This is a genomic window from Lysinibacillus sp. NPDC096382 (assembly GCF_044762845.1).
In the GTDB taxonomy this organism is placed as follows: domain Bacteria; phylum Bacillota; class Bacilli; order Bacillales_A; family Planococcaceae; genus Lysinibacillus.
The window spans coordinates 37,142-59,269 of the sequence record NZ_JBIWFC010000010.1; the positions used below are offsets into that span (position 1 = coordinate 37,142).

The window sequence follows — 22,128 nt, forward strand, 5'->3', positions numbered from 1 at the left end:
ATAAAACAACCTAATGCCGTTCTACCAGCAGCGTGTATTTGGTTAAATTAAGTTTCCGTCAATCAACAGCAATTCCGGCTTGTCACTATGCAACTGCTCTAATATTTCACTAGCTGGAATTAACTCTCCATCTTCACCTTTTGTTTGACTAAACTTAACGATTGCATGATCTCTTTCAATTTCATCAAACTCTAAATCACCTTCGTCATCAGCTACCCACTCAACATACTTTTCTTTCGCTTGTTCCTCGTTTTCAGCCTTAATTAATGCGATATATGGGTTGTAAAAATCAAAGAATTTCATAGTGTTATTCCTCCTTTTTATTTAATATCCGTTTTCTTGTCTAGTGTGGTTAATGCGATTCTTTTCAAAGTATGCTGCCTCTATTTGCTCCCAAGTGAAGCCGAAGCCGTTCATACCAATGTTTAAGAATAAAATCCAAGCTGTTCTAAAACAATATTCGTTATTTAAAAATCCAAATCTATCTTTACACTTAGCTTCTTCTTCATCCGTAAACTTTCGAATATACGCCATGCTTAGGAAGTAATCCATTTCTAAGAACCAACTTGTTAAGTCCCCATCAAACTCATCTGGATCTGTTTGTTCTTCGTAAATCCAAAGTGCATCTTCCCAGCCTTTTTGGTTAGCGATTGAAACAAAGAAGTGAACAGCATCAACAAATTCTTCGAGCACTAGATTTCTCGGATGTTCATCATTATTGCCGCAACAACCATCACAATAAGGACATTCACAAATACCAATAAATGCAGTTCTCGGCTCCTGATCATTACTCCAATGTTTAAACCAACGTCCTTCGTTTGCAAATTCAGCTAATTCAACTTTCAAAGCTAAAAATGTGTTAGGTGTTAAATCCTTACCTTCCAGTCCTTTTTCTTTGATAATTCTTGCGTCCAGTTCTTTTTGTGCATCAATAATATTTTGTAAGCTCATTATTTACCTCCAACATTCCGATTATCTTTTACATAACGATCACCATTAAATTCGATAACTGTAGGTTTTTCTCTACGTAACTTGAGTATTATGACTTTAGTAAATAGCTGGCTGCCCTTTTTCATACTGTTGCCCCCTTAGTTTACTTATTTTCTTTTTCCGCCACTTTTCCGAACCGTAATAATACCTGGTATGGTCTTGCCTCATATTCAAAAAATTTAATATCGCTGATTGGATACCAACGGCTACGTTCTTCTGCTTTAATTTGTTTTACAAGTGCTGCTCTTGTTTTAGCTCCAATGATTTTTTTATTAGGTTTTTTCGTTATCATCTTTAATCACTCCTTTGTCAGAATGGGAGGTCATCCTCACTTACTTCCATTGGACCTTTACTATTTGCAAACGGGTCATCCTCTACTTTTAAATAACTTGGTTGGTTGTTATTACCACCATTATTGCCCTGTGGAGCATTTTGATTTGCTCCCCCTGTATTTGTACTAGATTTGTAGTTTGAAGTGCTCTGTGAGCCTCCTGTGCTTTCTGAACGAGTGTCTAAGAACTCGATGCTATTAGCTATGACATCAGTAGTAAAAACTCTTTGCCCCTGCTGATTTTCATAACTACCAGTTTGAATGCGCCCAACAACCCCTATTCGACTACCTTTCTTTTGATAGTTTGCTAGACTTTCAGCAACTTTATTAAACGCAATGCAATTAATGAAATCTGCTTCATCCCTTTTCATTTCTCGATTGACTGCTAATGTGAACCGAACTACCGGGACACCTGACGGGCTGTACTTGAGCTCCGGATCTTTAGTTAACCTTCCAATAAGTTGCGTTTGATTCAACTTCCAAGTCCCTCCTTATATTCTCTTTTGTATTTCTTTACTGTCGCTGTGCTGATGTTATATTTTTTAGCAATATCAATATTTCTGGACCCTTTCTTAAATTCAGAAGCTAATATTTCGTAAGGAACTTTAGTTCTAACTTCTTCACGGCTTCTTATTGGTATTCCATGTTGTTCTAAAAGCCTTCTAATTGTCTTACCATCAGTTCCGATTTTTTTAGCAATCGTATTACACCCACTGTTTCTATCTTCTAAATAAGTTTGGATTATCCATTTTTCTTTATTTCTGATAGAACACGCTCTTTCTCCTGAACGATATGCATGAACAAGATTCTCTGAATGGGTACACCATTTCAAGTTCTCTACGTTGTTATTTAATGGATTACAGTCGATATGATTTATCAAATCTTTCCCTTCAATCTTCGGAATAAAAGCGAAAGCAACTAATCGATGCACCCTAAACATTTTGTTTTTATGTCCTGGTTTAACTAATGTCACTCGCATGTAACCTGTTGTTGTTTTAGTTTGATTTAATATGCGACCATTCATATAACAGTGAATTTTGTTACCCCTATAAACAGGTCTATCCAAAGATCGAACTTGACCTCTATCACTAACCTCATACAGCCCTTCATAACCAACAACAGGTTTCCAAGTCTCATAGTCTTCAAAATGAAACGTCAGTTGTTCGGTTAATGTCACGCAGCCATCGCCCCTTCCATTTTCATAACGAGATAATCTGTAGCCTCCTCAGCATCTTTTAGCCCTACCAAAGCTCTTAGTTGTTCCAAACGCTTATAAGCCATGATTTCGTTGTGCTTGCCTCCGAAACGTTGGTGTTGACCTAAATACAAGATGATTTGATCGATTAGAAATTGTTCATTCATGAGCTTCACCACCTAATGCCTGACGTGCAATTTTGTAAGTACATGTTTCATACCCTTCCATGTTTGGTGCTTCAACTTCCATGACTTTTTCTAGTGCTTTACGAAGTCGTTCAATTTCCTCTTTTTTCTGTTTTTCGAGATTTATCGCAATTATTGCTAATTCGATACCTGATAACTCTCTAGCTTCAGGTAATGGTTTTTTCTTCATCTCTCATTCACTCCCCACTAATTTGTAAAAAGCCTCACGGTCGCCAGTAGCCAAAGCAACATCAATAGCAGCGTCTTTATAATTTTGTTTATTAAACTCCTCAAGCTCCGTCATGAGGTTGTTAAGTTCAAACTCACGATAAGCTTCACCTATCTTTGCCACGAAATCAGCGACTTGTTGGAATGGATTAGGATTTGTCATTGAATGCACCCTTCCTGCATTTCCTCTTTGACTAACTTAACTGCTGAATATACGGCTTCGGTATGCCTTCTAAGCACTCGTTTTTCAGCTCTAGTAAGTTTGGACATTTCTACACCAAAGTGGCTAACAACTATTTTCGTAACTAGTGAAACAGCCACCTTTTTCTCTTGTCGTTTGTTCATCCCTTCACCCTCCAATCAAGGGGCTATGCGCCCCTCTATCTATTTTTCAAAAACCTTTCGTAATCGGTAATTCACTTTCATGTCCTTTGGAGTAGTTACTGTGAAATCTTGAGCCATTTCGAACAACCGGCTTGTTAAGGCCTCGTCGATATAAAGCATGTCATCTAGTGATAATTCACTGGATATAAGCAACGGCTTGTTGTTGAGATAACGATAGTTAACTACTTCAAAGATTGATTCAGCTTGCCACGCTTTCACATCAACCTTTCCACCAATCGGCTTGAACAGATCATCGATAAACAGGACATCAATTTCCTTCATACGATCCATAATTTCGTTTTTACGTTCAAAGTTGTTAGCAGCAAGATTGTTCATCCCGTCCTTGTAAGGGAAATAGAGAATCGGCACTTGCTTTGTATGGATCAGATAATTTGAGATAGCTGTTAACAGATGTGTTTTACCACAACCAGGTTGTCCAATTAGCATGATGCTGTTCTGTCTATAGCCCTTAATCTGCTCAAATGCTGCATAATACTGATTAGCTTTGGTTTTCATTTCAACGACTTTCGGATGTACACCATCAGTTGAGAAGTTTTTAAAGCTCATTTTCTGAAACTCTTCTGTAATTTCACTAGACTTTATTAAGCGATTGAGTTGACGCATTTTTGTACATTCACATTGCTGCCATTCATCAGTGTCATACTTTAAAATTCTTTCTACTAATCTATCTTCATCTCGTACTAGCGTGGTTTCTCCAGCTTTTTTACGAACAAGATAACCACCTTCATCCTTACACTTAGGACAGTTGTAATCAGGTTCCTCAGCTACTGTAGTCTCCGAACACAATTGGCTTCGTGCTTTTAGCTCCTCCATGACTGCTGCCATTCGGTCGCCCATTCTTTCCATCTATCTTCACCTGCCAATCTGCGTATGAATTAACTCCTTTTTCTAATGACCAATTCCGTAATATACCTTCGATGTACTCAACACTTGATTTACCTAAATCAGCAGTAAGCTTAATAGCTTCAATAATTAGTAAGTGATCAGGATACATGTCCAAAAGCTTGTCCATTTTTCGATGATCCGTAAAGTTACTGATTCGGATTGTTGAATCAAAACTATTTTTAATCTCCAAGAACGGATTGATCGACTGACTCTCTTCTCTCTCTGTCAGTACTTGGTTATTATCAATATTTGGTTTAATCAATACTTGGTTATTATCAGTACTTAGTAGTGTTCGATTTTCTACTTCTTGAAAACCTACTTCTTGGTTTTCTACTTCTTGCTTTTCTACTTCTTGAAAATCGGTAAGTAGAGAATTTATGGGTACTTCATGAACGATTGTTTCCCATTCTTTAATTCTTTGCCCTTCACGAATAGGTTTTCGTTCGATGTAACCGCATTTCTTTAGCTCATTGAAACCAGCTCTAAATGAAGCCTTGCCGTCTGTTGAGTGAGTCATTAACTCGTCCATATAAAACACCCAATCATCTGGCATTGAAAGCATGTATGCCATTATGCCTTTAGCTTTCCAAGATAGCCGGTTGTCGTTCAATGCCGTTCGATTCATCACTACATAGTTGCTGTTCTTAGCCACTCGGATGATGCCCATTTGCCCTCGCCTCTCCTTATGTCGCAATATTCAAATTTCAAATCATAAACCTACATTATTAGCTTGATTAAATTCTTAACTCCACGACCTCTACGCTTGGTTTTACGATTAATAAATAATCCTGTGGTTGCCCAGAAGTCATACTTAACGCCATGTTTGTCAGCAACAACTAAATGACAGTTATCGTGTTCAACAAATTGAATCTTTTGAGCCTTTAATAACCTTTTACTAGATTCATAGTTTGACTCTTTTTTCTTTCGGCTATGTTCCTTTTGAATTGGCTTCATATCACGCCAAAATTCTCCCATTTCACTCATTCCTTTAACCTCCTATAACAGCCCGTCGTGCCTCTCACAAACCGCGAAACTACCACTCACTTTTGTAACTCTATAGTTTGGATACCGTTGCATGTATTGCAGTACCAGACGCTTAATTTCGTCGTTGTTACCTCCTGCCTGTTGAAATATCCAAGAAGGTAATAAAACTTTTGTTGGTACATCGTTCATCATTCTAATAAATAACCAACTTTAATTGTTCTAGTGAGTTGTTTAGTCATTCGGCAGTATTCGCATTTCCCACACCGCACTGGCTCTTTCTTAGAGTTTTTTGCTTCGATAATGCTAGGCAACATGGTTTTTACATACTCGAACTCAAAATCGAAATCAGGTATATCAAACTCCAATATTTCCTTATCAGGTGGTGTTTCCTTAGTGACTGTAACTAGATATGGAACATAATACTGACCTGTGTTTTGATAGATTATTTCGCGATAAATAGCCATTTGTAGCACATAATCATAAGCTTCAACAAATGATACATACTTATTGTATTTCTCACTCCAATATCGCTTATAAAGGCTCTGAGTGGTCTTTAAATCGCTAAATGATCTACGTTGATGGTTTATAGAATCAACTTTGATTTTCCAAGGTACACCAAATATCTCACCTGTGAAAATAATTTCTTTTTCACCATCTAAAGCAAACATTGCAAATCGGTCATTTTTTAAGGTTTCTATCATCTTGTCTGCTTGCTCAAAGTCAGCGTACTTCCCACCGCGACTCTTAAAAATACTGTTATGATTCTCTTCACAAAACTCAGCAAAAGCCTGTTCGCTTTCAAAAGCTGCATGTGTGTATGAGCCAACCATTAACGCAGGAGACGGAGGACGAATAAACTCGCCCTTCATCTCTGCAATCAAACATGCTTCACATTCCAAGGCACTTTTAAACTGCGACACCGACATATAATGTTGGTTGGCCTCATTCGAGTGGTAATTCTGGCTGTTCAATTGGAATGACGTTATCATCTTGTTTCACCTCAGTTTTTGGCTGTTCTTTTGATTTTTTAAATTCAGCAGTTAGTCCACTTGTTTGGCTCTTGCCAACTTCCTTGTCAAACCAATCCTCAACCTTTGACATACCATCACACAACGAATTGTAGATTTTACCTAAATCAACATAGTCTCGTTCTGTAAACTCACTTGTTTTATAACCAAACTTGTCCTCAACCATTTCTTGTGTGACTTTAAAATACTCTTTAAGAAGCTTTAAAGCATTTGCTAGTCGGTCTTTCAATGGTTCAGTGTTATTACCGTGTATAGTCACTTCACACTCTTTTAAAGCTTTTTCTACAACGTCTCCTGGGATAATACTCAAAATACATGAGCGAAGTCGGCGAGCACCGTCATTTGCTACTTTTTCATAAATATCACGTGGATCGGATAGTATCTTTAATCCATGTTGTTTTGTCTTTATTGAATGTTTAACTGTAAAAGTTTTTTCTTGTCTTGTATTAGTTTCTAAATCCCAACAAAAAGCCATAGCTGTCGATTCGCCATTTCGTTGTTCTAATTCTTTAACACCGAAAGAAATGTTCCCCCAGTTTTGTGCTAAAACCTCTGCAAGTCTGATTGAAGGTCCAGTTACATTTGTTCCCCCACGTGGGTATGAATACATCGCTGCATCTGCTAATGAAAAACGTTTACATGCATCTAAGATTCTCTTTTCAGCTTCATAAATATTTCTCGGAAACGACTTCGCCATGAAAATTTGCCCTTTAACTTCCTCCATTTCACGAGAGGAGCTAACTTGAGCTAGTACCCCTCCCCCTTGTGGCTGTTGGTAGGAAGACGGATTATTAAATTGTTCTGCTAAGTTACTCATTGAAATTCCTCCTGTAGTGCGCTATAATGAGCGCAATTAATATGTTTTCTTAGACCACTCTGCCAAGTGGTTTATTTTTTTGTATGAGCAAACCCATAATGCTCCTCCACATAAGCAATTACCTCTGAATCAGTCATTTCATAAGTTGATTCATCCTTATATCCAATAGCCAAGTAATCACTGATATTGTCGATGTGTACGATCGCATCACCGATTTCAAAATAAACATCACCGGAAGCTATGAAACTACCAAAATCATCGTGCATCTCGAAACTTATAACAGGTTCATAAGAGGGCGTTGGATACTCTATACGACCAAGTACCATTGGATTTTCCAAAAGTAAGTTCATGCAATTGCCTCCTTCTGTTTGCGCAATACTTCTGCATAAGATGCTGGTACCAAGCTTTTGTAGCGCACATTGTCCTCGACAGCCACTAGCGTATAAATGATTCCAGTAAATTCACTGATAATGTCATACTCAGCAAAACGTTCTTCAAATACTTCTGTGTCTAGGTGGACTGTCTGCATTTTTGGTTTAAATGGTGCGATATTCATGTTCTCACCTTCTTTCTGATGGCATCCCATCAAGCAGCTCATAATGTTTGGCTAACCAGACCAATTTGAGGAGGATTATGAACTGCTTGACGAGAGCGAGATAACACTCGCAAACGTCTGATTTTGTGGTATAATTGATTTGTATAAGTAGTCTCGCTGTTTAATCTCTCGCTAAGATTAAGCAGCTTTTTTATATTCATCTAGCTTTGTTAACTCCCTCTTATCGCAAATGAAGTGCAAATAAATTAACCTCTGCTTTAATGTCATGTGTCTCCATGCTCTAGGCTTGATTCGCATATTCCTTCACCACCTCGTCAAGTAGTCCTTTATCCTGTGCATCCTTGATAACCCACATGAAGTTTTGATGATCTTGTAAACGTACTTTTAATCTTTTAATTTCACGATTCGTTTTATTGATTTTTCGCGTACACTTAGCAGATAAATGATATTCACCACGTTTGTTATGAACGTCTATTGCTACTAATAAATCCTCATTACAAGCTTCTAACATCGCTATTTCTAGCTTCAATTTTTCTACTATATCCATGTGAACATGCCTCCTATAAACATTGGTACAGTTTGTAAAAATTGCATCGCTGCATCAGCACTAAATAATGTAGCTACAACAACATCCTGTGAGTTTGTTATTGCGGCTGCTTTAGCTAAAAAATTTGCTTCACACGCAATAAGATTTTGTTCTATACGGCTAATCGTTGATTGTGTCGTGTGCATCAAATCAGCAAAAGCCTCCTGTGAAAGCTTCGCCTTCTTACGACATTGTTTGATTAATCCTCCAATATCTAAGTTCATTTATATTCACCCTTTTTATGCAGTTTGTGCATATTATGCATCCGTTGCATTGTTTCTCTTTCAAGTTAGCTTTAATATTGAGATAAGAGGTTGTTGCCCCAACCTCTTACTAGATTGGTAGTTTGACTTGAGGCCATTTGCCCTGGCCTCTCCTATGCTTTTGGTTGTTGTTTCAGCCATTTAAGTAAAAATTCACTTGCTTCCTTTGCCGGTATTAACCATTTAGTGCCGACCTTGTGTCTCGGAAAATCCGGCAAAAAGAAGAATGTTTCTAATACAAAACTGCGTGACATACACGTTTTTTCACATAAGGTTTTTAAATCCCAAAATATAAATTCAGATTCAATAGTTTGTAATTTTGATTTAATTTCGTCACGCGCCATATCAAGCACTAGTTTTTCATCTACTTGAACTTGAATCATGATGAGCACCTCCGTTGTTAGTTCGTTACTTATGCCAAGTAATCTATTTCAGTTCTGCGTCACTTAATACATGCGGTTGGTTTTCCGAGAATTTGATAGCTTCTTGCAAGACATCAACCATTTGTTTTGCTTCTGAGATTCCGACATATGTTTCAACTACATCACGTTGATTGTTATCTCTATATTCCGTTAAAGAAATTACGAAACCACCGTCATTTACAATAGAAGCTTCGAATTGAAATTGTGCATCGCCAACTGTGATTTTTTTTATAGTCATTTAAACGCTAACCCCTTCCGTTTTGGAAAATTCAGCTAAGAGAATGTTTGCAATAGCAATTTGCCCTTTTCCAGTAATTAATGGTGTTCCTGTTTGCATATCGCCTTCCGTTCTAGCAACAATAGCCGGTCTTACGCGGAACCAACCATTTTCAATATACTTTTGTTTCGGTAAGTTACGCTCAGCGCCTTTTTGTTTAATCAAAAAATCATTTTCGCGTAACCAAGCCATTAATTTGTTACGTCCAAGGTTGATACCGTGTTTTTCATAAAGCATTTTTGCGAATGTGCCAACGTTTACAGAACCATCCGAAATCGCGACTACCTTTCCGAATTTCGTATATGGAGCATCTTGTTCAATTTGTTGGTGCAATGCTTCATTCTCACGTTTTTGACGTTCGACTGTTTTCTGAGCGATTAAAAAACCTTTCGCTAGAATTGTCATTTCATCGTCATCTTCGTTTGTAGCAATGTAACCACCATTGATTCGGATTTCTTTTAGAATGTTTTTGATTTGCTTTTTGAATTGTTTAGCAATAGGTTTGCGTGATTGCATTAGCACTTCATATAGACCATTTTCAGTTAGGAACCAAGATTCACGATTTTGACCTGATAGGAACAATGTTCGTATCAGCTTTTCATCTTCATCTACTGAACGGATCATTTTTGATGCGTCACTATGTTCAATCCAACTAGCAACATCCTTTGCCAAAAACAACGGATTTTCTAAAGTCCCATATACTTCGAATTTTTTTGTTAAAACAACTTGTTCGTGAATAACTTTTAATTGATTCATAATAAAACCTCCTTTTGTTATGTTTCCATTAAATCAAATTGAGTATTTACCATTTATTTCAATTAAATTCCAATTTGGTATCTTTATTTAAGTTTCATAGACAAGATTATTTATTGATTTATAAAACGTTTATTTTTATAAATATTTAATTGTCTTTCAAATTGGAAATAACTTGATATCTATATGTCAAGCACTTTTTTATAAATCTGGAAAAAGTTCAAAAAATGGTGTAGCTAAAATTTCTTCAAGTAGAATTGATATCTCTACACCTGGATTCGTTTGTCCCATTTCAAGACGTCCAATCATTGCTGCTGAACAACCGACCAGCTTTCCTAATTGTGCTTGTGTAAAGCCTTTGGATTTTCTTTCAGCAATAAGACGTTCCCGTTTAGGACCTTTAAGGTTTTGAAATTCCTGTGATGGAAACGATTCTTTATTTCTCTTTTTACGCTTTGGCTTAGTCATGCTCCAACCCATTACTTCCACTCCTTTCACTTCTTAACTCAACTGGTGATATGGAGACAAAATTATTTTCTATGCAATTTTATTAGAATCGCATTTCGCGATTTCGTTATCAAAAAAAATTTCATCTAACGTCACACCGAAAAGTTCTCTTATTTTTGGTAGATATTTAGTTGGTAAAACACGACGTCCGTTTTCAATTTGACAATAATAATTTGCTGAAATGCCAATCGATTCAGCAACAAACTTTTGCTGGATACCTCTTGTTTTACGCAACTGTTTAAGGTTGTTTTGTACAATTGGTTTTTCTTTCATGATCAACACCTCCTCCGTTTCGCGAATTGCGATTTGATTAATTACACTTTAACATCGCAAAATGAGATTGTCAAACTTTTTTATCACATATTGCGAATATTAATATAAAAAATCGAGAATTGCGATACTATTTATAATAAAGATTACACAGAAAGGTTGTTTTTCATGGGCGAAGATATTTTAGCTAGACGCTTAAGAACACTGCGTGAAGAGCACGGCTACCTCCAGAAGTTTGTTGCTGATAAATTAGGTATTAAAAGCAATACTTTGTCCGGATATGAAAACGGAACAAGGTCACCTGACCCATCAATGTTATCTAACTTAGCAGACTTGTATAATGTCTCGATAGACTACCTACTAGGCAGAACCAATCACAGAGATGCTTTGCATACACAAGCCGGTATCTCGGATGAAGATTACAACAATCTAAACGCATACCAAAAAGAAGTTATCGATTTCTTCTTATCTAGAGAAAATTTATTCTTTAAAAATCAACCAGAAAATATTCTTGATGCCTTGGAGCAGTTCGAAATATATTATGAGGTATGGAAAAAGCAACAAGAAAATAAGAAGTGATTTTACATTCTTATGTAGACTTCCCAAACATTTAAAAATTCGCCTTTTCAGTGGTGGATTTTTTTGTTAATATCAACAGAACATATGTTTGTGAAAGAGGGATGTTATGAATTTTGTTTATACTCATTTAGAAGATTACATTCGAGAACTATACACCGAAATCGGAGTAACAAAACCAAAACATTTAGATCCACGAATAATTGCTCCTAGACTTGGCTTTATAGTAATTTATTTACCTTGTGACTCAGTTAGCTATGACAACATAATTTATATAGATTCACGATTGCCAGAAGAAAAACAGTGGGAAGAATTTTGTCATGAATTAGGACATGTTATTTCGCATGTTGGTAATCAAACAAAATCTTTCCAAATGTTTAGAGAATATCAAGAATGGAAAGCGAATAATTTTGCTTTCCAAGCGTGTGTACCTACTTTCATGTTAAATAATATCAACCTTCCTAAAAATAAAAAGGAAGCTATTATTACAATTTGTATATTATTTAAGGTAGACTATGAATTTGCTAAAAAAAGATTAGATCATTATTTAAACAATCATTTTCTAGAAATAATTGAACATATTAATAGTCCTTCTGTTGATTACATATAAGGAGTGATACTATGGCTTATTTCCGAAAACGCGGTAACTGTTGGGAATACAGAATTAAATACAATGATGCTGGTAAACAAAAAGAAATATCAAAGGGTGGTTTCAAAACTAGAGCAGAGGCTAGAACTGCAGCTGTTTTAGTTGAAGAGAAGCTCGTTATTGGTGGTATTGAGAAGTTAAGAAAAGGTGAAATTCTTTTCGAAGATTGGTTAGATGTTCATAATAAAATGAATAATCAACACCGAAGAGAATCCAGTAATGTAACAGCTAAAAATGGACAAGTTAAATTAATACAAAGATATAGAGGTTATAAGTTAAATAAAATAAAACGCGCTGATTATCAATTATTCATTAATGAATTATTATTCGAATATGATTATTCGAAAAATACTGTAGATCGTATTCATGGTGAAATGATGGCAATTATAAACAGCGCCGTGGAACATGATGAATTAGAAAAGAATTTATTAAGAGGCATACAAATTACTAAAGTAGAAAATAAAGAAAAAATGGTCTTCTTAAATAAACAAGAAGTAAAACAATTATTAAAAACAATTGAAAATGAAGATATTTTTAAACGTGTTATGGTTATAACACTACTTCATACCGGAATACGTAGTGGTGAGCTTTTGGGTTTATTTTGGTCAGATATTGATTTCGAAAATAAAACACTCACAGTTGATCGGCAACGTACCAATATAGGTTTAGGCCCTCCAAAATCAAAATCAAGTTATCGAACAATTACTATAGAAGATGATTTAACTTGTGAATTGAAAGCTTATAAAGAATGGCAAGAAGAAAACGAAAAAACCAAAAGTAATTATATTAAATCAGATTATGTTTTTGTGGATGAAAACGGTAAAATGTTTTATCAGACAAAACCACAGGATATGATGAAAAATATACTTAGGTATGCTAAATTAACACCTCGGAAATCTACCCATTTATTACGCCATACTCATGCTGTTATGATGTTAGAGGCTGGTGTAGATATTAAAACTGTTAGTACAAGATTAGGTCATAAAAATATAGACATCACAGCTAATACATATTTGCACATTACACCAGAACACGAAAGAAATGCCCTCAAAAAATTTGAAGATTACCTCAAAAATTAACCTTTAGGGGGCAAAAAAGGGGCAAATGTAAAATCCGCCCCTACAAAACATTATTATATCAAAGCTTCCCACACATTACCCAATAATTACGCGTTCTTTAGGATAGTGGTAATTAGATTTTTTTCCTCTACCTCCGCCACCTAAAGTGTAAAGGAAGGAAATTAAACCGACACGACCAACAAACATTAAAATCATAATGATAATTTTGCCAACTACCGATAGGTCGGAAGTGATTCCTAAAGACATCCCACACGTTCCGAACGCTGATGTAATTTCAAAGATTATTTGAATCAGTGATGCGTGTGGCTCAGTAATGAGTAAAATAATTGTCGCAACTAATACCATAAAGAATGCCAATAAAATAACAACAAACGAGCGGAATACATCAATTAAATGTATTTCACGTCCGAATACTTGAATATCTTCTCTTCCTCGCGAAAAGGTAATTAGGAATAAAATGGCCATGGCAAAAGTTGTTGTACGTATTCCTCCACCAACTGAACTTGGCGAAGAACCAATAAACATTAAAAAGCTCATAAAAATATCTGTCGCTTCACTAAAGGTTGTTACATCATACGTCGTAAGTCCAGCTGATCGTGTTGAAACAGAATGAAACATTGCAGAAAACAGAGCCTCATGCCAAGACATTCCCTTAAAGGAATGGAATGATTCAAGCAATAAAATAACGACAGCCCCTACCACAAATAAAATTGCGTATGTGGAGGTAGTTATTTTTGTAAATAAACTAAAGCGGAAATTTGCATGGCGATTTAATAAAAAAGTTTTCACTTCAACCAAAACTGGGAAGCCTATCGCACCAAGCACAATTAACACCATTGTTATCAATTGAACAAAGTAATCGTTATGAAACGGAAGTAAGCTCATACCCGTAATATCAAAGCCACCATTTGTAGTAGCTGAAACGGAGGCAAAGACACCATGAATCAAGGCTTCTTCAAAAGTGTCAAAATAGTTAGTAAAGTGCAAAGTTAAAATGAACGCACCCATCACTTCAATACCGATTAAGATTTTCAATATTTCCCGAATTAATTGAACAACCCCTGACAAATTGTATTGATTATGATCGATCATAATCAATTGACGCTCACGCATACCGATTTTTTTCCCAACAAGTAACCACACAAAGGTACCAAGTGACATAATGCCAATTGCGCCAAGCTGTAAAATAACAAGAACCATCACTAGCCCGAATGTGGTATAGCTTTCAGATATATTGAATGTTGTTAAACCTGTTACACTAACTGCACTTACTGCAGTAAACAAGCTATCTAATAATGAAACTTTAACACCTTCTTGATGAACGCCTGGTAGCAGTAGTAACAGGAAGGAAATAGCTATAGCTATAAAATAATAAGAGACAAGTACCTGAAAAGGTGTGACAAGCCTATTCTTTGATCTTTTCCAGGGCACTTTGACAACCCCTTCCTTATATGATGCCAAACTCGATAGATATTAGTATAGAAAAAATACATCAAAAAAGAAAGAGGAATAGATACGACTATTCCTCTTAAAGATCATTGAACTTGTTTTTTATGACGAACTCCTACTAAATAACCTACTAATGCGATGGCCACTAATACAATCCAGAAAGTTAACTCCCACACAGTAGAATGCGGAAACTCTGCAGGTAATATGCCCACCTTCTCATGTGACAAAGTCAACACAACAAGCTTCACGCCTACCCAACCTACAATTAAAAACGCAGCGGTCTCAAGTGAGGGGTAGTCATTTAATATTTTCACAAACCATTGTGCCGCAAATCGCATCATTATAACTCCGATAAACCCTCCAAGTAACATGACAATAAATTGTCCACCATTGATGCCACCTATATCAAAGTTCCCTACCTGCGGTAAAGTTACAGCAATGGCAACTGCAGCAAGCATAGAATCAATAGCAAATGCAATATCCGCTGCCTCTACCTTAAGCACTGTCATCCAAAAACCAGCGCCCTTTTTCCCCACTTCATCGTTAGATTCTTCGTTTGAATCCCCTTTATGACGCAAATCATATATATTTTTGGCAGACATGAATAGTAAATAAGCTGCTCCCAACGCTTGAATTTGCCAATAATTCACTAATACTGTAATGACAAAAAGTGCTGAGAATCGAAAAATTAATGCCCCAAATAATCCATAAAATAATGCCTTTTTTTGTTGTTCCCGTGGTAAGTGCTTCACCATCACAGCCATTACAACTGCATTATCTGCTGCTAATAACCCTTCTAATACTACAAGTACAATAAGTACCCAGCCGTATTGTAATAAAATTGATTCCATTCATGTGCCTCCTCTAAAGCTCTGTATACCCAAAATAATCATTACTATACGAGTACAAAAGAAAAGACCTCTGCCCCTATAAAAAGGCAAAGGTCTCGCTAAGCAAATAAATACTAGTCGTTGAATACTGCTAGTATGGAATTATTCGCTTATCACACCCGATGGTAAAAAACCACGTCATGACGAATGTGAATCCAGATACTTCGCTCGTATCTGTTAGCTACTCCCCTTTGACAAAACGTCGAAGGTATTTTTCTTCTGAAAACTTATTATAGCACTATCATATATGAGTGGCAAAATTATCTACCCCATTTTTAATCTACAATATTTTTTGTGCGAAAGCGTAGCGTCAGCAACAGATGTCTTTTGTGCGAAAGCGCAGTGCTAACGTAGCGTCAGCAACACCGATGCAGGTCAGTTAGCCGTTATCGCATGGATGCGATAACGGCTAACTTCCTATTGAACTCCTTTTCGATTCCGTGACATCCGCCAGAGGCTTTAACTTCTTTCAGCGGGTGTTTGGACACCCGCTGAAAGAAGTTGATTAATGATAACTTGTTTGTTTGCTAGATGGCACTGGATGTAAACATCGATTTCTATCACCGTCCACTAATTGAAGCTTCACTTTATTTGAATTTGATAGCGTTTATCTTCTTTATGCGCTAAATAAAAATCAATCATTCTAGGCATAGTCAGTATAAAATCGGGACATGCAATACTACCCTTTTTCAAAATAGTAACTGCTTCGGATGTATCGAACTTAGCATTCCAAGCTAAGTAGTCTAGAGTTTCTTGCTCAACACCTAGATATTTTCGAATAAGTGGTATTTGTAAAGATGTTCTTGCTAGTATTAACGGTAATCGCCCTTTAGGATAATGGTTAGTTAATAATTTTACCATCGTACGATACACTTCCTGCACAGGATGAGGATTCGGGTCCGTTAGATGCAAAGTTTTCCCTTCAGCATATTTTTCATCAACGAGATAAGTCGAGGCATTTATAATATAATCCACTGGTACCACATTTATTGTTGAAGTTGATCGTCCAATATACGGGATAAAAGGAAGGCACTTTAACTTATCTACCATATTTAAAAAGAAATAAGGCCCATCGAATTTAATCGTTTCTCCTGTTTCAGAATGTCCACGTACTATGCCAGGTCGAATAATTGTCAGTGGTATTTCTGATTTCAAATCTTCTACTCGATGCTCAGCTTCATATTTTGTTTCTTCATAATAATTCTTAAATGCGGGCGGACGAATTAGTTCATTTTCACGCAAAACACCTTCACGTGTACCAGCTACATACGCTGTACTAAAATACATATAGCGTCTTAAGTTCGGCAGTGTTCGAACAAAATCATTGACCATCGTCGTACCATGCACATTTACCTTCCATGCTAGATCGCGTGGTACCGCTAAATCATAAATAGCAGCTAAATGCCAGAGCACCTCAATTTGAGGTACAATGTCCTGTACTGCTTGATTTTCAAGACCGAGATTCGGTAATGTAATATCTCCCTCTACAATACGAATAGAACAGTTTGGAAACTCCGCTACTATTTTTTCTCTTTCTAAATTTGCTTTTACAAATTCACCAGCTAAAACAATAGCGATGACTTCCTGTGATTGTTTTTTTCGTAATAACGCTCGTATTAATTGACTTGAAATAAAACCTGGGAAACCTGTAAAAAAATGAACCCCCATCTTTCATCCCCCCTGAACTTACCGCATCTTCCTAGTTTCTTTATCCATTAAGCTATAAATAATCGGTACAATATATAATGTCAACAAAGTTGATGTCACAAGTCCTCCAATTACTACAATCCCCATCGGTTGATTCATCTCTGTTCCTTCACCAATACCAAGAGCAAGTGGTAGCAATCCTAAGATTGTTGTTAGTGCAGTCATTAAAATTGGTCGAAATCGATCTTGGGTAGCCAGTAAAATCGCATCATACGTCGCCATTCCCCTAGCTTTTTGTTGATTAATATAATCGACAAGTACAATCCCGTTATTCACGACAATTCCAACTAGCACTAAGATGCCTATAACAGATGTCACACCAACTAACGTGTTCGTAGCAAACATTGCAATGGCAACGCCAATAATCATTAATGGTACTGTGAACATGATAACGAATGGATATTTGAATGATTCAAATTGAGCAGCCATTACGATATATACAAGGACTATTGCTAATGCCACGGCTAAAAGCATATCATTAATCGCACTATCGTAAAGCTCACGATCTCCACTAAAGACAACTTGAGTTTCAGTTGGTAATTTCGCTTTTTCTAATACTTTGTCCACTTTTGCTGAGATGCCTCCGAGCGATTCCATCGTTTCATACTCGACAAAAAATGCAACCGCTGCCGCCTGATCAGAACGTCTTATCGATACTGGTCCCTCTTGGACAGAAACTGTAGCAATATCCTCTAGCTTTACAAATAAACCTGCAGGGGAACGAAGCTGCATCGATTTTAATGACTCGATACTATCATTAAACACTTGTCCAAAGCCTGTATAAACAGGCAATACAGCACCATCCTCTGCCATTATTTGCGTAGTTAGCTGACCCTTCGTCATTTGATTGACCGTTTGAGCAATTTGTGCGGGTACAAATCCGTAGTCCTTCGCCTTTTCTCGGTCTACTTCGACTTGAATTTCTTTTACAGTAATATCTAAATCCGTAGATACTTTTGTGATGGCTTTTACCTTTAATAGCTCCTGCTGTAATTTATCAACAGAGCTTTGAAGTCTTTGCTCATCAGAGTCTGTTAACCTGAACGTTAATGTATTTGGTGACGATCCTGTTGTCGTTGAGACATTAAAGTTGATTTCAACTTGCTCACCTAGCTCTTTATGCAAATCTCGCTCAACCTCTTCTACAAATTCAAAAATTGAACGCTTCCTATCTGCTAGAGGAACAAGCTTTACATATAGTTCTGCTTGGTTTGCACTTGTTTGTCTCCGTGCTTGTGCCTGTTGCGTACCACCGATTAGGCTAACATATACGTCAACATCTTTCTCCTGTTTTAGGCGTTCTTCAATTTTCGCTACAACTTTTTCTGTTTCTGATACTGCTACCCCTTTTTCTAGATTTACACTAATGGAGGCAAACCCTTCATCCGTTGGCGGTAAAAACTCAGTACCAATTTTCATAAGCCCAAACAACGCAAGCCCAAAACAGACAACTGCTGACATTAGTACAAGCATACGGTGACGCAATACCCAAATAATTGATGTTTTGTAGCGCTTGTAAAAAGATGACTCAATACGTTTTTCGTAAATATTCGTAGATTTCATTTTTAAAAGACGACTTGCAAGCATTGGGACAACCGTTAACGCAACGACTAAAGAAGCAATTAAGCTAAAGGAAATAGTTAATGCAAATTCTGTGAAAATTTGTCCTATTAAACCTTCAATAAACATTACAGGAATGAATACTGCAATAGTTGTTAGAGTGGAAGCAGTAATCGCAAGTGCCACTTCCTTTGTCCCTTCTTTCGCTGCTGTTTTCGGATCCTTGCCAAGTCCTAAATGTCGTTCAATGTTTTCAATAACAACGATGGCATTGTCAACCAACATACCGATGCCAAGTGCTAACGCCCCTAACGTCATAATATTGAGTGAAAAATTTGCAAAAAACATTAAAACAAATGTAACAATCACTGAATATGGTATCGCAATGCCAATGATAATAGGGCTTTTCACACTACGTAGAAAGACAAACAATACGAACATTGCAAATAATCCACCTAGAAGTAAAGAAGATCCGATATTACTAATGGCTAAATCCACGTAGTTCCCTTGGTCCACTAGTACGTCTGCAACGATTCCTTGATATTGCTTCTTTGTTAATAATTCATTTAAAGCTTCTTTAAAAGCTTTTGAAACCTCTGCTGTATTAGCACCCGATTCCTGTAATACAGACATTAATACCGCAGGATGTTCATTTGCTCGTGTAGTAGTTACAGATTTTTGTTCCACACGTTCAACAGTCGCTACTTCTCCTACTGTTAATGCTTTACCATCTAGTGGATTTACTGAAATGATTAAATCAGCAATGCTTTCAAGCGAATTTATAGTGCTTAAAATACGTGTCGTTAACATCTTCCCGTCTGCCGTTAACACTGGTTCACCAGGAAGAGAAACATTGTTCGATTGAATAATTTGAATAATATCTGCTTGCGATAATCCTTTTTCAACTAGCATCGATTCATCTAAAGTTATTTGAACTTCTTCCATCAGCTTGCCAGAAATATTGACACTTGCGACACCTGCTGTTCGACGAAGTTCTTTTTCCAAGGCTTCCGCCAATAAACGTACATCTATATTGTCATTTTCCGCACGTAGTGAAAGTTGTATTATAGGAAATTGTGATGGATCAAATTTTAAAAAGTTAGGTTTCTCTGCATCATTCGGTAAAGGGGTCATATCGATGCGTTGTAAAATATCGAGCTGAGCATCATCAATATTGGTTGACCAATCAAACTCGAGTATAATTAAATTGGACCCTTCTTGAGAGGTAGACTGTAGTTTTTTTATCCCTGGTAAGGTGGCGAGTGTTGTTTCTAAGGGCTTCGTTATTTTCTCATTAACCTCTGTTGGACTTGCACCAGGATAATTGGTAACAACGATGCCTATAGGTGGACGTAATTCTGGAATAAGCGTAATAGGTATTTTCAATAATGAAACGCCACCTAATATAATGACTAACAACATCGTAACTATTGTAAAAACAGGCCTTTTAATAGAAAAATTACTAATGTTCATTATTACAAGCTCCTTTTAATCTCTTCCTTTCTATAATACCCGAACAGGAGGATATTTTATAAATTTGGTAACCTCTCCATGTATTATAGGTTTAATATATAGCACAACGCGAAAATTAGGAGATGCAATTTGTTTACTGAACCTTATATTTCCTAATACTGTATATATTCTACATAAAGCTCTAATTTCCCTTGTAAAAAAACACGAATCGCAACATGTCGATTCGTGTTTTTCATTATAAAAGGCTATACAGTTTAATGTCTTCGTTTTTATCAGCGAACCAACGCATAGCAAACTCATTTTCAAATAGGAAAACAAGATTATCAAAACGGTCTTTGACAAGCATTGAACGACCTGAAGACATCGATTCTTTAACATCCTCTTCGTTTTCAATCCATCTTGCAATTTTCGAACCAATTGGCTCCATCTTCACTTCAACATTATATTCGTTTTTCATACGATGCTCAAAAACTTCAAATTGTAATTGACCAACTGCTCCAAGAATAACTTCTTCTGTATGCAACGTTTTATAATATTGAATAGCGCCTTCTTGCACTAGTTGTAAAATCCCCTTATGGAATTGCTTTGATTTCATAACATTTTTCGCAGTGACACGAACAAATAACTCTGGCGTGAACTGTGGCAATTTTTCAAATTGGAATGTCTTTTTACTACCTACAACTGTGTCACCAATCTGATAAGTGCCTGTGTCATATAAACCGATAATATCACCAGCAACTGCTTCATCAACTGTTTCGCGGTCGTCAGCAAGGAATTGTGTAGATTGTGTCACTTTGAATGATTTACCTGTACGAGATAAAGTCATGTTCATGCCACGTTCAAATTTACCCGATACGATACGCACAAAGGCAATACGGTCACGGTGTGCAGGATTCATGTTTGCTTGAATTTTGAAAATGAAGCCCGAAAACTCCTCATGATCAACTGGATCAATAAATTGTTCATCCTCAGTAATTCGAGGCTGTGGTGTTGGCGCAAATTGTAAATATGTTTCAAGGAATGTTTGCACACCAAAGTTTGTTAAAGCCGAACCAAAGAAAACAGGTGTCAATTCACCACGACGAATTTTTTCTTCAGAATATTCATTCCCCGCTTCGTCAAGCAACATGATGTCATCCATTGCTTGTGAATAATAAGAAGTCACCTTCATAGGATGCTCGACTGCAAGTTCCCCATTATCATCAATTGGTAAGAAACGTTCTTCTTCCTCAGTACGGAATTGCTCGACACGTTTATTATAACGATCATAAATACCTAGAAACTCTTTACCCATACCGATTGGCCAGTTCATTGGGTAAGCATTAATGCCAAGTACCTCCTCAAGCTCTTCAATCAGCTCAAGTGGCTCTTTCCCTTGACGGTCTAGTTTATTGATAAAAGTAAAAATTGGAATACCACGCATTTTACAAACTTTGAATAGCTTTAAAGTTTGTGCTTCAATACCTTTGGCAGCATCTACGATCATGACAGCACTATCCACTGCCATTAACGTACGATACGTATCCTCCGAGAAATCTTGGTGACCTGGAGTATCTAAAATATTAACACGTGAGCCGTTATAATCGAATTGCATAACTGAAGAAGTTACAGAAATCCCACGTTGTTTTTCAATTTCCATCCAGTCAGATGTTGCAAACTTACCTGTTTTCTTTCCTTTTACTGTACCGGCATCACGAATCGCACCACCAAATAGTAAAAGCTTTTCTGTAATCGTCGTTTTCCCAGCATCAGGGTGACTAATAATGGCAAAAGTTCGACGCGATAATATATCTTTTTCTAAATTTGAATTCATCTCGTTATTCTCCTTTTTTCATACTTAATAATAATAAAAGAAGACTTGCCTCACTTACAACCTTTTTACATGATTTCCCCAAAAAAGAGGTTTTCATTTTGGCGAGGGACAATGTATAGTTTTCTCAAACATTTCGATGACTACCCTTTCTGTCCATCTACTCACTCGTTTGCTAACATTGTGACATTCACCAAAAGTACCCAAAAAGAAAACCCTTTAGTACGAACTAAAAGGGTTCTCTAAGTATGGT

The 22,128-nt window shown here is 36.6% G+C and carries 32 protein-coding genes; 3 read left to right on the forward strand and 29 right to left on the reverse strand.

The window, feature by feature from the left end:
- Positions 1-42 precede the first annotated feature (42 nt).
- The 24 genes from ACIQZA_RS14890 to ACIQZA_RS15005 all read right to left on the reverse strand — a co-directional run bounded on the left by ACIQZA_RS14890 (position 43) and on the right by ACIQZA_RS15005 (position 10,685).
- Positions 43-303, reverse strand: a complete 261-nt coding sequence (locus ACIQZA_RS14890; RefSeq protein WP_402882249.1) for a hypothetical protein — start codon at positions 301-303, stop codon at positions 43-45.
- A 21-nt stretch (positions 304-324) separates the two neighbouring features.
- Complete coding sequence (locus tag ACIQZA_RS14895) at positions 325-951, reverse strand: dUTP diphosphatase (protein ID WP_402882251.1); 627 nt, start codon at positions 949-951, stop codon at positions 325-327.
- On the reverse strand, positions 951-1,076 hold the full coding sequence (locus ACIQZA_RS14900) for a hypothetical protein (protein ID WP_402882254.1): 126 nt from the start codon (positions 1,074-1,076) through the stop codon (positions 951-953). The genes ACIQZA_RS14895 and ACIQZA_RS14900 overlap by 1 nt, the downstream gene beginning before the upstream one ends.
- A 17-nt stretch (positions 1,077-1,093) precedes the next feature.
- Positions 1,094-1,282, reverse strand: a complete 189-nt coding sequence (locus ACIQZA_RS14905; RefSeq protein ID WP_402882257.1) for a hypothetical protein — start codon at positions 1,280-1,282, stop codon at positions 1,094-1,096.
- Between the two features lie 17 nt (positions 1,283-1,299).
- Complete coding sequence (gene ssb / locus ACIQZA_RS14910) at positions 1,300-1,797, reverse strand: single-stranded DNA-binding protein (RefSeq protein ID WP_402882259.1); 498 nt, start codon at positions 1,795-1,797, stop codon at positions 1,300-1,302.
- On the reverse strand, positions 1,794-2,498 hold the full coding sequence (locus tag ACIQZA_RS14915) for an NUMOD4 motif-containing HNH endonuclease (RefSeq protein ID WP_402882260.1): 705 nt from the start codon (positions 2,496-2,498) through the stop codon (positions 1,794-1,796). The genes ssb and ACIQZA_RS14915 overlap by 4 nt, the downstream gene beginning before the upstream one ends.
- A complete protein-coding gene (locus ACIQZA_RS14920) occupies positions 2,495-2,683 on the reverse strand; it encodes a cytidine/deoxycytidylate deaminase family protein (protein ID WP_402882262.1) in 189 nt (62 codons plus the stop codon). Before ACIQZA_RS14920 ends, ACIQZA_RS14915 begins: the two co-directional genes overlap by 4 nt.
- Entirely contained in the window at positions 2,676-2,891 is a 216-nt protein-coding gene (locus ACIQZA_RS14925) for a hypothetical protein (RefSeq protein ID WP_402882265.1), read from the reverse strand. Before ACIQZA_RS14925 ends, ACIQZA_RS14920 begins: the two co-directional genes overlap by 8 nt.
- Before the next feature lie 3 nt (positions 2,892-2,894).
- Positions 2,895-3,092: a hypothetical protein gene (locus tag ACIQZA_RS14930; RefSeq protein WP_402882268.1), complete on the reverse strand. Its 198-nt coding sequence runs from the start codon at positions 3,090-3,092 to the stop codon at positions 2,895-2,897.
- Positions 3,089-3,274, reverse strand: a complete 186-nt coding sequence (locus ACIQZA_RS14935) for a hypothetical protein (RefSeq protein WP_402882270.1) — start codon at positions 3,272-3,274, stop codon at positions 3,089-3,091. The genes ACIQZA_RS14930 and ACIQZA_RS14935 overlap by 4 nt, the downstream gene beginning before the upstream one ends.
- Positions 3,275-3,313: 39 nt before the next feature.
- Positions 3,314-4,180 (reverse strand): DnaA ATPase domain-containing protein, encoded by an 867-nt coding sequence (locus tag ACIQZA_RS14940; protein ID WP_402882271.1) that lies wholly within the window; start codon positions 4,178-4,180, stop codon positions 3,314-3,316.
- Positions 4,095-4,886 carry a DnaD domain protein gene (locus ACIQZA_RS14945; RefSeq protein WP_402882273.1) on the reverse strand — a complete coding sequence of 264 codons (792 nt, stop codon included), beginning with the start codon at positions 4,884-4,886 and terminating at the stop codon, positions 4,095-4,097. Before ACIQZA_RS14945 ends, ACIQZA_RS14940 begins: the two co-directional genes overlap by 86 nt.
- A 50-nt stretch (positions 4,887-4,936) precedes the next feature.
- Positions 4,937-5,203 carry a hypothetical protein gene (locus tag ACIQZA_RS14950; RefSeq protein WP_402882275.1) on the reverse strand — a complete coding sequence of 89 codons (267 nt, stop codon included), beginning with the start codon at positions 5,201-5,203 and terminating at the stop codon, positions 4,937-4,939.
- 188 nt (positions 5,204-5,391) lie between these two features.
- Positions 5,392-6,192, reverse strand: a complete 801-nt coding sequence (locus ACIQZA_RS14955; protein WP_402882277.1) for a PD-(D/E)XK nuclease-like domain-containing protein — start codon at positions 6,190-6,192, stop codon at positions 5,392-5,394.
- On the reverse strand, positions 6,146-7,048 hold the full coding sequence (locus ACIQZA_RS14960; protein ID WP_402882279.1) for a hypothetical protein: 903 nt from the start codon (positions 7,046-7,048) through the stop codon (positions 6,146-6,148). The genes ACIQZA_RS14955 and ACIQZA_RS14960 overlap by 47 nt, the downstream gene beginning before the upstream one ends.
- A gap of 71 nt (positions 7,049-7,119) precedes the next feature.
- Positions 7,120-7,398: a hypothetical protein gene (locus tag ACIQZA_RS14965; RefSeq protein ID WP_402882282.1), complete on the reverse strand. Its 279-nt coding sequence runs from the start codon at positions 7,396-7,398 to the stop codon at positions 7,120-7,122.
- The gene (locus ACIQZA_RS14970; RefSeq protein WP_402882283.1) at positions 7,395-7,604 is read right to left on the reverse strand and encodes a hypothetical protein; all 210 of its coding nucleotides are present in this window, start codon (positions 7,602-7,604) and stop codon (positions 7,395-7,397) included. The genes ACIQZA_RS14965 and ACIQZA_RS14970 overlap by 4 nt, the downstream gene beginning before the upstream one ends.
- 280 nt (positions 7,605-7,884) lie before the next feature.
- Positions 7,885-8,151, reverse strand: coding sequence for a hypothetical protein (locus tag ACIQZA_RS14975; RefSeq protein ID WP_402882286.1), 267 nt, complete (start codon positions 8,149-8,151; stop codon positions 7,885-7,887).
- Positions 8,142-8,414, reverse strand: coding sequence for a helix-turn-helix domain-containing protein (locus ACIQZA_RS14980; protein WP_402882288.1), 273 nt, complete (start codon positions 8,412-8,414; stop codon positions 8,142-8,144). Before ACIQZA_RS14980 ends, ACIQZA_RS14975 begins: the two co-directional genes overlap by 10 nt.
- A 152-nt stretch (positions 8,415-8,566) precedes the next feature.
- Positions 8,567-8,836, reverse strand: coding sequence for a group-specific protein (locus tag ACIQZA_RS14985; protein ID WP_402882291.1), 270 nt, complete (start codon positions 8,834-8,836; stop codon positions 8,567-8,569).
- A 43-nt stretch (positions 8,837-8,879) separates the two neighbouring features.
- Positions 8,880-9,113 carry a hypothetical protein gene (locus tag ACIQZA_RS14990; protein WP_402882293.1) on the reverse strand — a complete coding sequence of 78 codons (234 nt, stop codon included), beginning with the start codon at positions 9,111-9,113 and terminating at the stop codon, positions 8,880-8,882.
- Positions 9,114-9,908 (reverse strand): phage antirepressor, encoded by a 795-nt coding sequence (locus ACIQZA_RS14995; RefSeq protein WP_402882295.1) that lies wholly within the window; start codon positions 9,906-9,908, stop codon positions 9,114-9,116. It abuts the gene before it with no gap.
- Positions 9,909-10,106: 198 nt separating this feature from the next.
- The gene (locus tag ACIQZA_RS15000) at positions 10,107-10,385 is read right to left on the reverse strand and encodes a helix-turn-helix transcriptional regulator (RefSeq protein ID WP_402882297.1); all 279 of its coding nucleotides are present in this window, start codon (positions 10,383-10,385) and stop codon (positions 10,107-10,109) included.
- Positions 10,386-10,442: 57 nt separating this feature from the next.
- Positions 10,443-10,685, reverse strand: coding sequence for a helix-turn-helix domain-containing protein (locus tag ACIQZA_RS15005; RefSeq protein ID WP_402882299.1), 243 nt, complete (start codon positions 10,683-10,685; stop codon positions 10,443-10,445).
- Positions 10,686-10,850: 165 nt separating this feature from the next.
- On the opposite strand from ACIQZA_RS15005, the gene ACIQZA_RS15010 reads away from it, so the two are divergent.
- The 3 genes from ACIQZA_RS15010 (at position 10,851) to ACIQZA_RS15020 (ending at position 12,986) form a co-directional block, all read left to right on the forward strand.
- The gene (locus ACIQZA_RS15010; RefSeq protein WP_402882301.1) at positions 10,851-11,261 is read left to right on the forward strand and encodes a helix-turn-helix domain-containing protein; all 411 of its coding nucleotides are present in this window, start codon (positions 10,851-10,853) and stop codon (positions 11,259-11,261) included.
- Positions 11,262-11,367: 106 nt separating this feature from the next.
- The gene (locus ACIQZA_RS15015; protein ID WP_402882302.1) at positions 11,368-11,868 is read left to right on the forward strand and encodes an ImmA/IrrE family metallo-endopeptidase; all 501 of its coding nucleotides are present in this window, start codon (positions 11,368-11,370) and stop codon (positions 11,866-11,868) included.
- Positions 11,869-11,879: 11 nt separating this feature from the next.
- The gene (locus ACIQZA_RS15020) at positions 11,880-12,986 is read left to right on the forward strand and encodes a tyrosine-type recombinase/integrase (protein WP_402882304.1); all 1,107 of its coding nucleotides are present in this window, start codon (positions 11,880-11,882) and stop codon (positions 12,984-12,986) included.
- Between the two features lie 75 nt (positions 12,987-13,061).
- On the opposite strand, the gene ACIQZA_RS15025 is transcribed toward ACIQZA_RS15020, so the two are convergent.
- The 5 genes from ACIQZA_RS15025 to ACIQZA_RS15045 form a co-directional block, all read right to left on the reverse strand.
- Positions 13,062-14,417 (reverse strand): TrkH family potassium uptake protein, encoded by a 1,356-nt coding sequence (locus ACIQZA_RS15025; protein WP_142510000.1) that lies wholly within the window; start codon positions 14,415-14,417, stop codon positions 13,062-13,064.
- 104 nt (positions 14,418-14,521) lie between these two features.
- Positions 14,522-15,286 (reverse strand): TerC family protein, encoded by a 765-nt coding sequence (locus tag ACIQZA_RS15030; protein ID WP_323652949.1) that lies wholly within the window; start codon positions 15,284-15,286, stop codon positions 14,522-14,524.
- A gap of 621 nt (positions 15,287-15,907) precedes the next feature.
- A complete protein-coding gene (locus ACIQZA_RS15035; RefSeq protein WP_402882307.1) occupies positions 15,908-16,993 on the reverse strand; it encodes an SDR family oxidoreductase in 1,086 nt (361 codons plus the stop codon).
- Between the two features lie 18 nt (positions 16,994-17,011).
- Complete coding sequence (locus tag ACIQZA_RS15040; protein WP_402882308.1) at positions 17,012-20,065, reverse strand: efflux RND transporter permease subunit; 3,054 nt, start codon at positions 20,063-20,065, stop codon at positions 17,012-17,014.
- A gap of 235 nt (positions 20,066-20,300) precedes the next feature.
- Positions 20,301-21,878, reverse strand: a complete 1,578-nt coding sequence (locus tag ACIQZA_RS15045) for a peptide chain release factor 3 (protein ID WP_400939133.1) — start codon at positions 21,876-21,878, stop codon at positions 20,301-20,303.
- Positions 21,879-22,128 lie beyond the last annotated feature (250 nt).

Excerpts from the sequence above, each read along its gene's own strand:
- ACIQZA_RS14890 (WP_402882249.1), bottom strand. The coding sequence starts at position 303 with ATGAAATTCTTTGATTTTTACAACCCATATATCGCATTAATTAAGGCT.
- ACIQZA_RS14895 (WP_402882251.1), bottom strand. The coding sequence starts at position 951 with ATGAGCTTACAAAATATTATTGATGCACAAAAAGAACTGGACGCAAGA.
- ACIQZA_RS14900 (WP_402882254.1), bottom strand. The coding sequence starts at position 1,076 with ATGAAAAAGGGCAGCCAGCTATTTACTAAAGTCATAATACTCAAGTTA.
- ACIQZA_RS14905 (WP_402882257.1), bottom strand. The coding sequence starts at position 1,282 with ATGATAACGAAAAAACCTAATAAAAAAATCATTGGAGCTAAAACAAGA.
- ACIQZA_RS14920 (WP_402882262.1), bottom strand. The coding sequence starts at position 2,683 with ATGAATGAACAATTTCTAATCGATCAAATCATCTTGTATTTAGGTCAA.
- ACIQZA_RS14925 (WP_402882265.1), bottom strand. The coding sequence starts at position 2,891 with ATGAAGAAAAAACCATTACCTGAAGCTAGAGAGTTATCAGGTATCGAA.
- ACIQZA_RS14930 (WP_402882268.1), bottom strand. The coding sequence starts at position 3,092 with ATGACAAATCCTAATCCATTCCAACAAGTCGCTGATTTCGTGGCAAAG.
- ACIQZA_RS14935 (WP_402882270.1), bottom strand. The coding sequence starts at position 3,274 with ATGAACAAACGACAAGAGAAAAAGGTGGCTGTTTCACTAGTTACGAAA.
- ACIQZA_RS14940 (WP_402882271.1), bottom strand. The coding sequence starts at position 4,180 with ATGGAAAGAATGGGCGACCGAATGGCAGCAGTCATGGAGGAGCTAAAA.
- ACIQZA_RS14945 (WP_402882273.1), bottom strand. The coding sequence starts at position 4,886 with ATGGGCATCATCCGAGTGGCTAAGAACAGCAACTATGTAGTGATGAAT.
- ACIQZA_RS14950 (WP_402882275.1), bottom strand. The coding sequence starts at position 5,203 with ATGAGTGAAATGGGAGAATTTTGGCGTGATATGAAGCCAATTCAAAAG.
- ACIQZA_RS14955 (WP_402882277.1), bottom strand. The coding sequence starts at position 6,192 with ATGATAACGTCATTCCAATTGAACAGCCAGAATTACCACTCGAATGAG.
- ACIQZA_RS14960 (WP_402882279.1), bottom strand. The coding sequence starts at position 7,048 with ATGAGTAACTTAGCAGAACAATTTAATAATCCGTCTTCCTACCAACAG.
- ACIQZA_RS14965 (WP_402882282.1), bottom strand. The coding sequence starts at position 7,398 with ATGAACTTACTTTTGGAAAATCCAATGGTACTTGGTCGTATAGAGTAT.
- ACIQZA_RS14970 (WP_402882283.1), bottom strand. The coding sequence starts at position 7,604 with ATGAATATCGCACCATTTAAACCAAAAATGCAGACAGTCCACCTAGAC.
- ACIQZA_RS14975 (WP_402882286.1), bottom strand. The coding sequence starts at position 8,151 with ATGGATATAGTAGAAAAATTGAAGCTAGAAATAGCGATGTTAGAAGCT.
- ACIQZA_RS14980 (WP_402882288.1), bottom strand. The coding sequence starts at position 8,414 with ATGAACTTAGATATTGGAGGATTAATCAAACAATGTCGTAAGAAGGCG.
- ACIQZA_RS14985 (WP_402882291.1), bottom strand. The coding sequence starts at position 8,836 with ATGATTCAAGTTCAAGTAGATGAAAAACTAGTGCTTGATATGGCGCGT.
- ACIQZA_RS14990 (WP_402882293.1), bottom strand. The coding sequence starts at position 9,113 with ATGACTATAAAAAAAATCACAGTTGGCGATGCACAATTTCAATTCGAA.
- ACIQZA_RS14995 (WP_402882295.1), bottom strand. The coding sequence starts at position 9,908 with ATGAATCAATTAAAAGTTATTCACGAACAAGTTGTTTTAACAAAAAAA.
- ACIQZA_RS15000 (WP_402882297.1), bottom strand. The coding sequence starts at position 10,385 with ATGGGTTGGAGCATGACTAAGCCAAAGCGTAAAAAGAGAAATAAAGAA.
- ACIQZA_RS15005 (WP_402882299.1), bottom strand. The coding sequence starts at position 10,685 with ATGAAAGAAAAACCAATTGTACAAAACAACCTTAAACAGTTGCGTAAA.
- ACIQZA_RS15010 (WP_402882301.1), top strand. The coding sequence starts at position 10,851 with ATGGGCGAAGATATTTTAGCTAGACGCTTAAGAACACTGCGTGAAGAG.
- ACIQZA_RS15015 (WP_402882302.1), top strand. The coding sequence starts at position 11,368 with ATGAATTTTGTTTATACTCATTTAGAAGATTACATTCGAGAACTATAC.
- ACIQZA_RS15020 (WP_402882304.1), top strand. The coding sequence starts at position 11,880 with ATGGCTTATTTCCGAAAACGCGGTAACTGTTGGGAATACAGAATTAAA.
- ACIQZA_RS15030 (WP_323652949.1), bottom strand. The coding sequence starts at position 15,286 with ATGGAATCAATTTTATTACAATACGGCTGGGTACTTATTGTACTTGTA.
- ACIQZA_RS15035 (WP_402882307.1), bottom strand. The coding sequence starts at position 16,993 with ATGGGGGTTCATTTTTTTACAGGTTTCCCAGGTTTTATTTCAAGTCAA.
- ACIQZA_RS15040 (WP_402882308.1), bottom strand. The coding sequence starts at position 20,065 with ATGAACATTAGTAATTTTTCTATTAAAAGGCCTGTTTTTACAATAGTT.
- ACIQZA_RS15045 (WP_400939133.1), bottom strand. The coding sequence starts at position 21,878 with ATGAATTCAAATTTAGAAAAAGATATATTATCGCGTCGAACTTTTGCC.